Here is a 12,591-nt window from a genome sequence, read left to right on the forward strand (position 1 = left end):
AGATCGGGAAGAGGAAAGGCAGCCGGCTGACCAGGTGCGGAGCGCGCTCGTAACATGCGCTGGCGTTCGAGCAGCGAGTGGTAGACGAGGCGGACCTCCTTCTGCTCGATGTAGCGCAGCCCGCCGTGGATCATCTTGGAGGAGGCCGAGGAGGTCCCTGCGGCGAAGTCCGTCCGCTCGACGAGCCCGACGGTCAGACCGCGGGTGACGGCGTCGAGCGCGACGCTCACCCCGGTGATGCCGCCGCCGACCACGAGTACGTCCAGCGGCGTCCCCCGCAACGAGGCGAGCGCTGCCTCACGGTCGAAGGCGACGGGTGCGGTCTGGTTCGCGACGGCACTGCGCAGAGCACGGGACATCGTGGCGGCCACCTCGTGTGGTACATCTGCCGAGGAGCATGATCGGCAGGATTCTTTCGGATCTACTGGGAATCCTGCGGTGCAGGCTTCGGGAGGTCCAATTCATTGACGCCGCGTGTCAACGAAGGTCGTGCCTCTTTTGCGAACCGGAATGAGTGCTGATCCAATCCGAAAGATGTCGACTTTCCGTGGATCACATGGATCACATGGATCAGGGAGCGATCGTGGCCGACGAGACGAAGGTTCCCGCCGTCCTGCAGGGTGCCTTCTTCGTTCTGCAGGCCGTGGGTGAAGCGGGTCCGGCCGGCGCGAATGCCGCCGAGGTACAGATGCGTACCGGGCTGGGCCAGCGCACCACGTACCGGCACCTGGCCTCGCTCAAAGCCCTGGGCATGGTGACCGGGGCGAGTGAGCGCAGCCGCTACCGGCTGGGGCCGGTGATCGCGGGTCTGGCTCAGAACACCTCCGACCAGCGGGAGTTTCTGCGTCGGGCGCGGATGTTCTGCGAGGAACTCGCGGAGCGGTCCGGTGAGCCGGTCCATGTGACGGTGTGCGACCAGGGGACCGCGGTGACGGTCGCGACGGCGAGCAGGAGTTCCCCGGTCTCGGAGAAGTCGCCGCCGATCGTGCCGGGCTCACGGCGCCCGCTGCACGCGAGCGCGAGCGGCAAGGTGTTCATCGCGTACAACCGGTCCGCGCTTGAGGCGTACAGCGTGCGACCGCTGGAGCGGTTCACCCAGTACACGATCACGGACCTGCGTGAGCTGGAGCGCGAGTGCCTGCGGGTGCGGCAGCAGGGTTTCGCGGAGGACCACCAGGAGTACTCACTCGGCATCACGTGCGTCGCGGTGCCCGTCGTGGGCGTCGGCGGTCGCGCGGTCGGGGCGCTGACCGTCTCGACGAAGCGCCCGGTGATGAGCGAGGCCCGGCGGTCCGAGCTGCTGCGCGCGCTCAGGCCCGCCGCGAAGGAGTTCTCCGCGGCGATCGGCGGCGAGGGCAGGGCTTGAGCGCGCAGCGGCGTGTGGTCCGGGTCAGTCCTGCCGGTCCTCGGCAGACGCCGCCGGCAACTGCGCACGCCGCCACCCGAGGGCTCGTGAGACCGCGTCCTGCCACGCCTGCCGGCGGATGTTCCGCTCCTCCGGGCTCATGCGCGGTGTGAACTGCCGCCCTTCGGTCATCGTGGCGCTCACCGCCTCTTCGCCGGCCCATACGCCGTGGGCGATGCCCGCGCACCAGGCGGCGCCCCGCGCCGTGACGTACTCGGCGTGTGCGGCCCGGACCACGGGGATCTGGAGCAGGTCGGCCTGCGACTGGAGCAGCGCGTCCGAGCGGCTGAGGCCGCCGTCCGCCATCACCACGGTCGGGCTGGTCGTGGCGTTGCGCGCCATCGTCTCGATGATGTCGACGACGGTGTGGGCGGTGCCGTCGACGGTCGCACGCACCACGTCCGCGGCGGTCGTGCCCCGGTTGAAGCCGATCATCATGCCGCGCGCCGTGGCGTCCCAGTGGGGAGCGGCGAAGCCCGCGAGTGCCGGGACGCTGATGAGCCCGGAGTCCGCCCTGCCCTCGGCGTAGACCGTGTCGATCCGGTCGGCCGCGGGCAGGACGCCCATCTGGTGCACCATCCAGTCGACCGCGCTGCCGCTGACGAAGGACCCTCCTTCGAGCATGTGGGCACGGGACCCCGCGGCGGTCCACGCGACGCGGCAGTCGACGCCGTCCCCGGCGTCCATGGGGTCGCGTCCGATGTGGAAGTTGATGAAGCTGCCGGTGCCGTGGGTGCATTTCACCGTGCCGGCCCGGAACGCGCCGTGGCCGTACAGCGCGGCCTGCTGGTCGCCCAGGACCCCGGTGATCGGGAGCCGCGCTCCGACGAGCCCGGGGCGCGTCGTGCCGTAGTCCGCGTCCTCGGGCAGCACCCGGGGGAGTGCGGCGGCGGGGATGCCGAGCTCGTCGAGGAGCGCCGTCCACCAATGGCCCGTACCCAGGTCGAGGAGTCCCGTCGAGCCCGCGCACGAGGTGGAGGTCGCGAAGACGCCTCCGTCGGTTCCGCCGGTCAGGTTCCAGATGATCCAGCTCTCCGGGGTCCCGGCACGCAGACGGCCCTGCTCGGCCAGGTCACGCAGGGCGGGGTCCCCGGTGAGCAGCGCGTCGAGGTGGAGACCGAGGTGCGCGGCTCCGAGTACCAGGCCCGTGGCGGCCTTGGCCCGCCCTGCCCACCGGGCGGAGAGCTCGGCCGCGCGGGTGGCCGCGCGGGTGTCCTGCCAGTTGACGACCGGGGCGACGGGCTGCCCGGTCTCCGCGTCCCAGAGCACGGTGGTGGTGCGCTGGACGGCGATGGCCAGCGCGGCGATGCCGAGCCCGCCGTCCTCGGCGGTGGCGACCACATCGCTGATCACGGACCGGGAAGCCTCCCAGAGCTCCGCCGCGTCCTGCTCGACGCGCCCGTCGGCGTGCGTCGTGATCGCAAGGGGGAGCGCGCTGCTCGCGACGACCTGGGACCGGTCGTCGAACAGTACGGCCCTGGTGCTCGTGGTGCCCTCGTCGAGCACGAGGACGTGGCGTGTGCCCATGTTCTCCTCCACCGCGTCGTGGTCCGGCCTGCGTGCTGCGCCGCCGGTTTCTCGCCATGATCAGAGCGTCGCGCCGGGATGCAAGGACATTGCCACGCCGTGACAACGAGGCCCCTTTCGCGGGACCGGATTGACGCCGGGTGTCAACGCCTTTGACGGCCGGCACCGGCGGCCGGCGAAGGTGGCGAAACGGCCGGCGCCCCAGTCGCCGCCCTGAGCGATCGACGACGTACGTAGGGAGCAGCAATGACCACCGGTGCCATCGCCACGGTTCCGCAGGAGGCGCTGGACGAACTGCGCGCCACTGTCGACGGGGCCGTTCTCGTCTCGGCCCCCGCGGAGCTTCGCGCCATGTCCGCGGACGCATCGGTTCGCAGCAAGAAGGCCGAGGCGAACGACGCCCCGCTTGCGACCGCCGCACTCGTCGTCCGTCCCACCACCACCGATCAGGTGTCCCGGGTGATGCGCTGGGCGACCTCGCACGGCATCCCCGTGACGCCTCGCGGCCTGGGGTCGGGGACGGTCGGCGCAGGCATCCCGGTGCGCGGGGGCGTCGTACTCGACATGGCGGACTTCACAAGCATCGGCGAGGTCGACGTGACCAACCGGACGGTCACCGTCGGTGCCGGTGTCCGGCTGTCCGAGCTCGACGAGGCGATCAGGCATTCGGGCCTGACCATCGGCCACTACCCGCAGTCGTACTACCTCGCCTCCGTGGGCGGGTGCATCACGATGCGGGGATCGGGCACCTTCTCGTCGCTGTACGGGAACATCGAGGACCGCACCGGAGACCTCGAGGTCGTGCTTCCCAGCGGCGAGATCGTGCAGACCCGCTCGATGCCGCGCGCCTCGCTCGGGCCCGACCTGAAGCAGCTGTTCATCGGGTCCGAGGGCATGTTCGGCGTGATCACGCACGTCACCCTCAAGCTCGTCCCCCAGCCCGGGGCGCGCCTGTTCAACTCGGCACGCTTCGACACCTTCGAGCAGGCCCTGCAAGCCGTCCGCCGCTCCCTGATCGACGGCGTCCGTCCCGCGGTGGTACGCATCTACGATCCCGTCGAAGCATCCGCCAAGCACGCCACGTTCGCCGGAACACCCGGCTGGCTGACCATCCTCGCGTTCGACGGCGCCCCCGACCTCGTCGCGGCCCAGGAGAAGATCACTCTCGGGCACGTGGCGGAGCACGGCGGCGAAGCCCTCGGACCGGAGCCCGGCGTGAACTGGGAGCAGCGCCGCTTCGACTACTCCTGGTCGACCGACGCCGTCGGCAAGCCGGGCGGTGTCGCCGAGGCGATCGAGGTCACCGCGACATGGTCGGAACTTCCGGGCCTCTACGAGCGCCTCAAGCAGGCCGCGGCGCCGCACATGGACGAGTTCATGGCGCACGTCAGTCATGTCTACGACCAGGGCGCCGCGCTCTACGCCATCGTCCGCGGCGAGTTCGCCTCGGACGAGGAGGCCATGACCGCGTACGACGCCGTGTGGAGGTCCGTGATCGAGGAGAGCCTGCGCTCCGGTGCGATCATCGGCCACCACCACGGGGTGGGCCTGGAGCGCGCCCCGTGGATGCGGGAGGCACTGGGATCCGGTCTCGATCTCATGCGCACCCTGCAGAACTCCCTCGACCCGGCCGGGATCATGAACCCGGGCAAGGCCGGCCTCTGACCGGCCGGCCGGCCCCGGCGCCCCGCCCCGGCCGGGGCGCCGGGGCCCATTCAGCCGGGCTGCCACCGACCGCACACTCCCGCCGCATCCGGTGTACTCCGCCAGGTCACGGGGCTCGTGGGAAGATCCGCGCATCGAGGTGAGCAAGAATCGCCACTCGTACCAGCAGCAAGCGTGACTGTTCGGACGGGGAGATGACGTGGACTGGTCGGCTGGCGTTCTCGGGTTCGCCGCCGGGGTGGTGATCGCGTTCGTCACCGCGCCGGTCGGGGTCTCCGGTGCCGTTTTCCTGCTGCCCGTCCAGTTGAGCGTGCTGAGCGTGCCCAGCCCGGCCGTGACGCCCACCAACCTCCTGTACAACGTCGTCGCCGGGCCGGGCGCCCTGCTGCGCTATGGGCGGGACGGCCTGCTGTACGGGCCGCTGACGCGGCGGCTGATCGCGGGCAGCCTGCCCGGCGTCGTCGTCGGCGCCGCCGTGCGCGTCTTCGCCGTGCCCGGGGGAGGTGTCTTCCGGGTGCTGGTCGCCGTCCTGTTGTTGCCGCTCGGTGCATGGCTCGTGGTCCGCACCCTCCGCCCCGGCACCCTGCGGGCGGCTGAGCCGTCGCCGCGCGCCGTTACCGGGCTTGCGCTGGTGGTCGGGGTGGTCGGAGGGATCTACGGCATCGGCGGCGGCTCCCTCCTCGGCCCCATCCTGGTCGGCCGGGGCATGCCCGTCGTCCGGGTCGCACCGGCCGCGCTCGCCGCGACCTTCCTGACGTCGTCGGTCGGGGCCGGTACCTACGCGCTGCTGTCCCTCACCGGCGGCGAGGACATCGCGCCGGACTGGTCGCTGGGACTCGCCTGCGGGCTGGGCGGGCTGATCGGCGGCTACTTCGGCGCCCGTGTCCAGGCCCACGTGCCCGAGAGGGCGCTGCGGCTGCTGCTGGGCGGCCTGGCCGCGGCGGTCGGCGCGTTCTACGCAACGCAGGCCGCCGCCGCCTGAACGGTGACCGGCCAGAGCCTGGCGAAGTTCGGCCTGGTCGGGCTGGATCCTGGCTCCTGCGCCGGTCACCGGTGAGACGCGACCTGGTCACGATGACGGCTTGTGCCTCGGAGTGACGGTTCCTCCCAGGCACGTGGATGAGGTTGATGGCCCGGAGGGCATCGGGATCGTGGGCTCGCGGTCCGGCTGTGAGGCTGCGTCCGCGGTGGGCGACGGGATGGAGTCGCCATGATATAAAAATGAGAATCATTACCAATAACTCTCTGGACGGGAGACCGCTCATGGGTCACGAGCCGTGTCGAGGCCGTCTGCGTCGCCGTTCTGCTCGCGGGCTGCGCGAAGCGGTTCAGCGGTACGTCGCGCACCTCAACTGATGCGTACGGAAACGGCCGGGGGCAGGCCGGTAGCGGAGAAGTCCCAGGCGGCCGACGCGGGTGCCGAAGCGGAGATACGGCTGAGGGATCGGCTGGGCTCCCGTACGGGGCTGGCCGTCGCCTGCGGCGTCCTGCTTCTCGGACTGCTGGTGTCCGTGGTGGTGGCTATCGGGCTGGGGCCTGCGGCGGTCGCGCCGGGCGACACGGCCCGCTACCTGTGGGCTGCGCTCACCGGTGGTCGCGTCGAGGCCGGCGAGGTGACGACGTATCAGATCGTCTGGCAGATCCGTACGCCCCGGGTGCTGCTGGCGGCGCTGGTGGGCGCGGGGCTCGCCGCCATGGGCGTCGCCGTCCAGGCGCTGGTGCGCAACGCGCTGGCCGACCCGTTCATTCTGGGTGTCTCCTCGGGGGCGTCGGTCGGCGCGGTCGCGATCTCGGTGAGCGGCGGGCTCGCCGGTCTGGGCATCTACGCCGTCTCGGCAGGCGCCTTCGTCGGCGCGCTGGTGGCCTCGCTCCTCGTGTACGCAGCCGCCGTCGGCCGCGGCGGGACACTGGCGCCGCTGCGGCTGGTGCTCACCGGGGTGGCGATGGCGCTCGGCTTCCAGGCCGTGATGAGCGTGATCGTCTACTTCGCGCCGGACAGCGAGGCCACGGCCACCGTCCTGTACTGGACCATGGGCAGCTTCGGCGCCGCCACCTGGGGTGTGTTGCCGCTGGTGGCCGCGGCCGTGCTGCTGGGCCTGGCCCTGCTGTACCGGCACGCCCGGCCGCTGGACGTGCTGGCGCTGGGAGACGAGAGCGCGGCAAGTCTGGGCGTCAGCCCCGACCGGCATCGCAGAGGGCTGTTGGTGCTCGTCTCGGTGGTGACCGGTGCGATGGTCGCGGTCAGTGGCGCGATCGCCTTCGTCGGGCTGGTCACGCCCCATGTGGTGCGCATGGTGGCCGGCGCCGGCCACGCCCGGGTGCTGGCCGTCGCGCCCCTCGCCGGGGCGGTGTTCATGGTCTGGGCCGACCTGGTCTCCCGGACGCTGGTGGCTCCCCGCGAGCTGCCCCTGGGCGTCATCACCGCACTTGTGGGCGTTCCGGTGTTCATCACGCTGATGCGTCGCAGAACCTACGTGTTCGGAGGCCGCTGACGATGGACCTGACATTGGACGGGCTGACGGTCACCGTCGATGGCCGGAGCTTGGTGCGCGAGCTGTCCCTCGACGTGGCGAGCGGTCGGGTGGTGGGCCTGGTCGGTCCGAACGGCAGCGGCAAGTCCACCGCGCTCAAGTGCGTCTACCGGGCGCTGCGACCGAGCGCCGGCACGGTGTGGGTGGGCCGGGACGATCTCACGCGGCTCCCGATACGCCGTAGCGCCCAGCTCGTCGCGGCCACCACCCAGGACGGCGCCGTCGAACTGGACTTCACCGTCGAGGAGGTCGTCGCCCTCGGCCGCGCCCCGCACCTGCGCGGCAACCGGCCGCTCGGGTCGCGCGAGCGGGAGCTGTGCGAACGGGCCATGGAGCAGCTCGACATCCGCCACCTCGCCCGGCGCGGAATCCTGAGCCTCTCCGGCGGGGAGCGCCAGCGCGTGCTGCTGGCCCGGGCCCTCGTCCAGGAGCCGAAGATCCTGGTGCTGGACGAGCCGACCAACCACCTCGACGCCCGCCACCAGGTCGACCTGCTCTCCCACCTGCGCGGCGCCGGCCTCACGGTCCTCGTCGTCCTGCACGACCTCAACCTCGCCGCCCTGGCCTGCGACCGGATCGGCGTGCTCTCCGACGGCCGGCTGACCGCCGTGGGGCCACCCGCGGACGTCTTCACCGCGGAGCTGGTCGCCGACGTCTTCGGCGTCACCGCCACCGTCGTCCCGCACCCGCTGACGGGCGCTCCGCAACTGCTCTACTCGCTCAACCCCTCGGCTCTGAAAGGCGGCATCCCGTCATGCCCGTAATCCTTCCCCTCCGCCCTCGTACGGCGCTCGGCCCCGCTCTCGCGGCCGTGTTGCTCCTCAGCGGCTGCGGTGCTGACGTCGACTCGGATGACGCTGGGAAGGCGCCCACGACCACCGTCAACCGCTGCGGCGAGCCGGTGGAGTACACCCGCCCGCAACGCGCGGTCGTGTACGAGGGCGGCAGCGCGGACAAGCTGTTCAGCCTCGGCCTGACCGAGTACGTGCACGGCTACGTGATGCCGCCCGCGAACCCGCCGGTGACCGAGTCGCCGTGGGCGTCGGAGTACGCGAAGGTGAAGATGCTCAGCGACGACCTGCTCAACAAGGAGCTGGTCGTGGAGGCCGGATCCGACTTCGTCGTCGCCGGCTGGAACTCCGGCTTCAGCGACGAGCGCGGCATCACCCCGGAGATCCTCGACAAGCTCGGCGTCCAGAGCTTCATGCACACCGAGAGCTGCTACAACTACCCCGGCCACCCGGAGCAGGCCGGCCCGTTCGAGGCCCTCTACACCGACCTCGAACGACTGGGAAGCATATTCGGCGTCGAGGACAAGGCGGACAAGGTCGTCGCCGGCCTGAAGGAGCGCGTACGGACCGTCGCCGCCGCGGCGCCCGAGGGCGACCCCGTGCCCGTCTTCCTCTACGACTCGGGCACCGACCAGCCGTTCACCGCCGGCAGCCAGGTTCCTCCCACCGACATCATCGCCACCGCCGGCGGCCGGAACATCTTCGCCGGCCTCGACGAGCGCTGGACCCAGGTCGGCTGGGAGGCGGTCACCGATGCCGAGCCGGAGGTCGTCATCGTCCTCGACTACGGCGACCAGCCCGCGGAGAAGAAAATCGACTTCCTGAAGTCCTCGCCCCACACCAGGCACCTGCCCGCGGTCAGGAAGGACAACTTCTTCGTTCTCGACTACAACGAGGGCATCAGCGGGCCGCGCAACGTCGACGGCCTGGAGAAGTTCGCGCGATACCTGCGCGAGCTCGACAGCTGACCCGGCCGACCGTGCGGTGGCTGCCGCTGTCAGGCTCGCTCGGGCCGCGCGGTGGGCAGGCATGGGCCGCAGATGCCGCTGAGTTCGAGGGTGTGCTCGATCTCGGCGAAGCCGGTTGCGGCACCGAGGCGGTCGGCCCAGCGCTCGACCACCTCGGTGTCCACGTCCCTGCTGAGGCCACAGCGGCGGCAGATCGGACAGTGCCGGTGGCCGGCCTCGGGGCGCGGCCGGTACAGCCGTTCACCGGACTCCTCCCGGACGACGTCCACGTGGCCGGCCCGCTCCAGCCCGCGCAGCGTGCGGTAGACGGTGGTCGGGCCGACGGCCACACCGTGGGCGGCCAGCTCTGCATGCAACTGCTGGGCGGATACGAAGCCGCCACCGCGCTGCAGGGCGCTGATCACGGCGGCGCGCTGGCGGGTTCTGCGTAGCTCCGTCTGTGTCATGGCGATGCTCCGCTGGTCGGACCGGCACGGGCGTGGCCGCCGGTTCGGGGCTGCGGGTTCCCGGCGGCGGGAGGCCGCCGCCGGGTTCCGGGTGGGTGCACCGCGGTCAGGCGGGAGTGCCGAGCAGGGCGTCGAACGCGGTCGACAGTGTGCGCCAGGAGGCCGGGCCCGCGGTGTACTCGGCGTCGGTGAGCAGGCAGGCGTCCAGCAGCCGCCGCAGCGCGTCGCGGTCCAGTCCTGGGGCGGTGAAGGTGAGGTGCTGGCCGCGGTCGCCGTGCTCGGGATGCCAGTCGATGGCGGCGGCGACGCGGCGTGCGGCGGGCTCCAGTTCCCAGGCGGCCCCGGGCAGGGCGGCCAGCCAGGGTCCGGCGTGCTCGATGCACAGCGCGCCGCCGGTGGCGTCCCAGGTCAGCAGGGCGTCCGGGCGGTCGGCGAGCCAGAGGCGGCCCCGGCTGCGTACGGCGGCGCAGGTGATGTCCTCCAGGGCCGCGTAGAGCCGGCCAGGGTGGAGGGGGCGGGTGCGGTGCCAGACGAGGGTGGCCACGCCGTGCTCGTCGGCCTCCTGGGGCAGCAACGCGCAGGCCGGGTGGTGCCGCGACGCGGCGGCGTCCACGTCGAAGCCGGCAAGTGCGGCGCGGGCCAGGCCCGTCGAGCCGATGCGCGCCTTCAGGGCGGTGGCGTGGAGTTGGTCCAGCAGCGCGGCGTCGGCCGGCTCGGCGGCGCCGGCGCAGGTGACGGCCAGCACCGTCGCGTACTCGAGCTGGCGGGCGAAGGTGTCGGCGACGGTGCGCTGGTCGTCGGGCGCCACGGCGAGGTCCTGCTCGGCCAGGTCCTCGCCGCAGGTGAGGAACGGCACCAGCGAGTCGGTGTCGACGGCGGTGAGCACGCCGGCGAGCTCGACGGCCTCCTTCGGTGCGGCGGCGATCAACTCGGCGATGGCGCGCGGCTCGACGGAGTCCCACAGCTCGACCACCGCTAGCCGGTGCCCACCACCGGTGGCGAGCGAGAGCAGCGTGGGGACGAGGTCGTCGCGCACGGCGCAGCAGCCGCACGGAGTGGCCATGCGGGGCAGGCCCAGGTCCCGTACCCCGCCGGTGTCCCGTACGGTACGCGGCATCCGGCCGCCCTCGATCCCGGCCAGGTCGTGGTGCACGGCGACCGCTCCGGGATGCGCCCGCAGCAGCGACTCGACCGCCGCCGTGCGCGCCTCGCGGTGCAGCCCGGCGACGACGACCACCTGCAGCGGCGTCCGTTCCCGGGTCAACTCAGCCCTCCCGGTGCCGGGCATAGCGGCGCTCGAACCGCTCGACGCGGCCGGCGGTGTCCAGCACCTTGGTCCGGCCGGTGTGGAAGGGGTGGCTGGCGGAGGAGATCTCCACGTCGATGACGGTGTAGGTGTTGCCGTCCTCCCAGGCGACGGTCTGCTCGCCGGTCGCGGTGGACCGGGTGAGGAAGGCGAACCCCGCGGCCCGGTCGCGGAAGACGACGGGGCCGTAGGAGGGGTGGATGCCGGGCTTCATGCGTGCGGCTCCCTTCAGCGCTCTTCGCGGAACAGCACATGGCGGCGTACGACCGGGTCGTACTTGCGCAGGTGCAGGCGGTCGGGGTTGTTCCGGCGGTTCTTGCGGGTGACGTACGTGTAACCGGTGCCCGCCGTGGAGCGGAGTTTGATCACCGGACGCAGTTCGTTGCTGGCCATGGCCGCAGCATATACCGTAACGGTTATCGTTTTCATGTAGTCTGGGGGCCTGGCGCGGATGTGCGCCCGAAAGGAGAAGATCCGATGGCGAAGACCAGCAAGGTGGCGAAGAACGAGAGGCGTCGGGCCGTCGTCGCCCGCTACGCCGCCCGCCGCGCGGAGTTGAAGGACCTCATCCGCAGACCCGACACCCCGCCGGACGTCCGCGCGGCGGCGCAGCGCGAACTGCGTGCCCAGCCGCGGGACGCCAGCCCTGTGCGCGTACGCAACCGCGACAGCGTCGACGGCCGCCCCCGTGGCTTCCTGCGTGCCTTCGGTCTGTCCCGTATCAACGTCCGCACCCATGCCCACGCCGGACACCTGCCCGGCGTCCGCAAGTCCAGTTGGTGAAAGGGGACCGCCGTGGCCGTACCCAAGCGCAAGCTCTCCCGTAGCCGCACCCGCCACCGCCGCGCTCAGTGGGCGGCTGTCGCCCCGCAGTTGGTGCCGGTCACGGTCGACGGCGCCACCCACCGCGTGCCGCGGCACCTGGTCCGTGCGCATCAACGTGGCCTGCTGCGATTCGAGGACTGACCGTCGTGGCACACCGACTTTCACGCGGGAGGCCGTCGTGACCAAGCGCCACGTGGATCTGGGCACGGTCCAGGAGACGCTGCTGATACCGCTGTACGGACGCGCGGTGGAGAACCGCAAGGACGAGCCCGCCCTGCGGGATCCGCGGGCCGAGGAGATCGTCGCCTCGGTCTTCTACGACTTCGCCCGCTTCGACGAACTGCCGAGCCTGGTCGGCACCGTGCTGCGTACCGCGTTGTTCGACCGGTGGGTACGGGAGTTCCTCACCGCCCACCCGAGTGGCACGGTGGTCGAGATCGGCGTCGGACTCAACACCCGCTACGAGCGAATCGGCGACGGCAGCGCGAGCTGGCTGGAGTTCGACCTGCCCGACGTGATCGCGCTGCGCCGGAACTTCTTCGCCGACACCGGCCGCCGGACGATGCTCGCCGCCTCGGTGACCGACGAGTCCTGGGCCGGCGAGGCGGCCGCGCTGGGCGGCGCGGGACCGTACTTCTTCGCCGCCGAGGCGGTGCTGCCGTTCCTCACGGAGGCGGAGGCGCGCGGTGTCGTGGAGTTGATCGGGGAGCGGTTCCCCGGCAGCCTGCTGGCCTTGGACACCGCCGGCCCCGGCGTCGTCGGCACGCAGGAGACGCACGACGCGCTGAGCAAGGTCGAGGCCCGGATGCGGTGGGCGTGCGCGGACCCGGCCGAGGTGGCCGGCTGGATCCCCGGCGCCCGGGTGCTCGCCTCGCACACGGTCACCACCCTTCCGCGCCAGGTGCACGAGAAACTGTCCGCGGAGTACCGGGACATGCTCGCCGGGCTCGCCGGTCAGCGCCTGCCGCAGGTCGAGGACTACCGCCTCAACCTCCTCCGGCTTCCGCCCTCGACCGTCCAGGGTTATTGAACATGATTGCCATCCTGATGGGCGTGATGCCGCGTCACCCGCGCGGACCGCGCAGGAGCTTCCTCGCCCCCGGCCACCGACCTCACCCCCTGCGCCC

At 71.7% G+C, this 12,591-nt stretch carries 14 protein-coding genes and 1 pseudogene; 9 read left to right on the forward strand and 6 right to left on the reverse strand.

Annotation, left to right across the window (positions count from 1 at the left end):
* Positions 1-95 precede the first annotated feature (95 nt).
* Positions 96-359: pseudogene (locus tag ABGA99_RS12180) on the reverse strand (FAD-dependent oxidoreductase); the annotation flags it as partial.
* A gap of 197 nt (positions 360-556) precedes the next feature.
* On the opposite strand from ABGA99_RS12180, the gene ABGA99_RS12185 reads away from it, so the two are divergent.
* The gene (locus ABGA99_RS12185) at positions 557-1,366 is read left to right on the forward strand and encodes an IclR family transcriptional regulator (RefSeq protein WP_347582624.1); all 810 of its coding nucleotides are present in this window, start codon (positions 557-559) and stop codon (positions 1,364-1,366) included.
* Positions 1,367-1,390: 24 nt separating this feature from the next.
* On the opposite strand, the gene ABGA99_RS12190 is transcribed toward ABGA99_RS12185, so the two are convergent.
* Complete coding sequence (locus ABGA99_RS12190; protein ID WP_347577639.1) at positions 1,391-2,932, reverse strand: FGGY family carbohydrate kinase; 1,542 nt, start codon at positions 2,930-2,932, stop codon at positions 1,391-1,393.
* Positions 2,933-3,178: 246 nt separating this feature from the next.
* Here ABGA99_RS12190 and ABGA99_RS12195 point away from each other — a divergent pair, with 246 nt between their 5' ends.
* The 5 genes from ABGA99_RS12195 (at position 3,179) to ABGA99_RS12215 (ending at position 8,887) form a co-directional block, all read left to right on the forward strand.
* The gene (locus tag ABGA99_RS12195; RefSeq protein ID WP_347577638.1) at positions 3,179-4,597 is read left to right on the forward strand and encodes an FAD-binding oxidoreductase; all 1,419 of its coding nucleotides are present in this window, start codon (positions 3,179-3,181) and stop codon (positions 4,595-4,597) included.
* Positions 4,598-4,796: 199 nt separating this feature from the next.
* The gene (locus ABGA99_RS12200) at positions 4,797-5,579 is read left to right on the forward strand and encodes a TSUP family transporter (RefSeq protein ID WP_347582625.1); all 783 of its coding nucleotides are present in this window, start codon (positions 4,797-4,799) and stop codon (positions 5,577-5,579) included.
* Between the two features lie 373 nt (positions 5,580-5,952).
* Positions 5,953-7,089, forward strand: a complete 1,137-nt coding sequence (locus tag ABGA99_RS12205; RefSeq protein WP_347582626.1) for an iron ABC transporter permease — start codon at positions 5,953-5,955, stop codon at positions 7,087-7,089.
* Positions 7,090-7,091: 2 nt separating this feature from the next.
* Positions 7,092-7,892: an ABC transporter ATP-binding protein gene (locus ABGA99_RS12210; RefSeq protein ID WP_347577635.1), complete on the forward strand. Its 801-nt coding sequence runs from the start codon at positions 7,092-7,094 to the stop codon at positions 7,890-7,892.
* The gene (locus ABGA99_RS12215) at positions 7,883-8,887 is read left to right on the forward strand and encodes an ABC transporter substrate-binding protein (protein ID WP_347582627.1); all 1,005 of its coding nucleotides are present in this window, start codon (positions 7,883-7,885) and stop codon (positions 8,885-8,887) included. Before ABGA99_RS12210 ends, ABGA99_RS12215 begins: the two co-directional genes overlap by 10 nt.
* A gap of 29 nt (positions 8,888-8,916) precedes the next feature.
* Here the strand turns inward: ABGA99_RS12215 and ABGA99_RS12220 are convergent, their stop codons facing one another.
* The 4 genes from ABGA99_RS12220 to rpmG form a co-directional block, all read right to left on the reverse strand.
* The gene (locus ABGA99_RS12220; RefSeq protein ID WP_347577633.1) at positions 8,917-9,333 is read right to left on the reverse strand and encodes a Fur family transcriptional regulator; all 417 of its coding nucleotides are present in this window, start codon (positions 9,331-9,333) and stop codon (positions 8,917-8,919) included.
* A gap of 106 nt (positions 9,334-9,439) precedes the next feature.
* A complete protein-coding gene (locus tag ABGA99_RS12225; protein WP_347577632.1) occupies positions 9,440-10,597 on the reverse strand; it encodes a GTP-binding protein in 1,158 nt (385 codons plus the stop codon).
* Between the two features lies 1 nt (position 10,598).
* Positions 10,599-10,853, reverse strand: a complete 255-nt coding sequence (locus ABGA99_RS12230) for a type B 50S ribosomal protein L31 (protein WP_347577631.1) — start codon at positions 10,851-10,853, stop codon at positions 10,599-10,601.
* Between the two features lie 14 nt (positions 10,854-10,867).
* Entirely contained in the window at positions 10,868-11,032 is a 165-nt protein-coding gene (gene rpmG / locus ABGA99_RS12235; RefSeq protein WP_347577630.1) for a 50S ribosomal protein L33, read from the reverse strand.
* Between the two features lie 84 nt (positions 11,033-11,116).
* Here rpmG and rpsN point away from each other — a divergent pair, with 84 nt between their 5' ends.
* Genes rpsN through ABGA99_RS12250 form a run of 3 tightly spaced genes read left to right on the forward strand, consistent with a single transcriptional unit; the run spans position 11,117 to position 12,494 of the window.
* Positions 11,117-11,422: a 30S ribosomal protein S14 gene (gene rpsN, locus ABGA99_RS12240; protein ID WP_347577629.1), complete on the forward strand. Its 306-nt coding sequence runs from the start codon at positions 11,117-11,119 to the stop codon at positions 11,420-11,422.
* Positions 11,423-11,434: 12 nt separating this feature from the next.
* Entirely contained in the window at positions 11,435-11,605 is a 171-nt protein-coding gene (rpmF, locus tag ABGA99_RS12245) for a 50S ribosomal protein L32 (protein ID WP_347577628.1), read from the forward strand.
* 37 nt (positions 11,606-11,642) lie between these two features.
* Entirely contained in the window at positions 11,643-12,494 is an 852-nt protein-coding gene (locus ABGA99_RS12250) for a class I SAM-dependent methyltransferase (RefSeq protein ID WP_347577627.1), read from the forward strand.
* The last annotated feature ends 97 nt before the right edge of the window (positions 12,495-12,591 follow it).

The sequence above is a fragment of the Streptomyces sp. B5E4 genome, assembly GCF_039871555.1.
Classification (GTDB): Bacteria; Actinomycetota; Actinomycetes; order Streptomycetales; family Streptomycetaceae; genus Streptomyces.